Below are 470 nucleotides of genomic sequence, written 5' to 3'. Positions count from 1 at the left end.
GGGGCGGGGGACCGGCCCAAGGGCCGCCAGGCCCAGGGCGGTTCGGCCGCGGCCGAGCAGAGCGGCCAGGCCCGCCGCCGTGCCCGTGCGGCGAACCGTCGGCCCAGCGGGCGCGAGCGCCACGACGAGAAGATCACGGTCTATGTCTCCGCCGAGGAGCTGATGGATCTCGAGCACGCGCGGCTGGTGCTCCGCGGCGAGCACGGGCTCGCCGTCGACCGCGGCCGGATCGTCCGCGAGGCGGTCGCGGTCGTCCTCGCCGACCTGGAGTCGCGCGGCGACGCGAGCATCCTGGTGCGCCGCCTCCGCGGCCGTTGACCGGGCCGGGCGATAGCCTGCCCGGTCGTACGGGCTGCCCCGCCCGGCCCTGAGCACCCTGGACCGCGATGCCGACGAACGACGACCCCGCCCCGCCGCCCCGCCCCTCTCGCCGCACCCTCGGCCGAGGCCCGGGCGCGGCGCCCCCGGAC

Annotated in this window: 1 pseudogene; it reads left to right on the top strand. The window is 79.1% G+C overall.

The features are described from left to right. Nucleotides 1–318, top strand: a pseudogene (locus KN815_RS49670) (hypothetical protein); the annotation flags it as partial. Nucleotides 319–470: the final 152 nt, after the last annotated feature.

The organism is Streptomyces niphimycinicus (assembly GCF_018883605.1).
Classification (GTDB): domain Bacteria; phylum Actinomycetota; class Actinomycetes; order Streptomycetales; family Streptomycetaceae; genus Streptomyces; species Streptomyces niphimycinicus.
Note: the sequence above shows the minus strand (reverse complement) of the source record. Positions and strands in the feature narration are given on the sequence as shown.